The organism is Dellaglioa sp. CoH-55-MRSF-9 (genome assembly GCF_056782155.1).
The window spans coordinates 1-258 of record NZ_JBXAYG010000115.1 but is presented as its reverse complement, the minus strand read 5'-3'; the positions used below and the strand labels follow the sequence as shown (position 1 = coordinate 258).

General features: G+C 53.5%; 1 protein-coding gene. It reads left to right on the top strand.

Annotation, left to right across the window (positions count from 1 at the left end; all coding sequences use genetic code 11):
* Positions 1 to 20: 20 nt before the first annotated feature.
* Positions 21 to 182: a hypothetical protein gene (locus tag AC1RPV_RS08005; protein ID WP_481764237.1), complete on the top strand. Its 162-nt coding sequence runs from the start codon at positions 21 to 23 to the stop codon at positions 180 to 182.
* Positions 183 to 258: the final 76 nt, after the last annotated feature.

The window sequence follows — 258 nt, the reverse complement described above, 5'->3', positions numbered from 1 at the left end:
CATAAACAGGAGTGTGGTCAATGAGGTCTATTCCGTCGATCCTGATGCATGTGTGTGCTGCATTCAACATGCTGTACGCCGTGGCCATTAACATGGGCGGCAACACCCAGCTGGCTACGTATCATCTGCTGTGGGCCGTGCTCGACTACATGATTGCTGCCAAGATCGCGGAGGACGCATGACCTTCGAACACTGGTATACGCAATACGGTGAAGCCAATTCTGGAATCGTGCGTATGGTGCGGCGCGATATGGAGTC

What these genes read in the sequence shown, in the direction of transcription:
- AC1RPV_RS08005 (WP_481764237.1), top strand. Translation starts at nt 21, where the DNA reads ATGAGGTCTATTCCGTCGATCCTGATGCATGTGTGTGCTGCATTCAAC.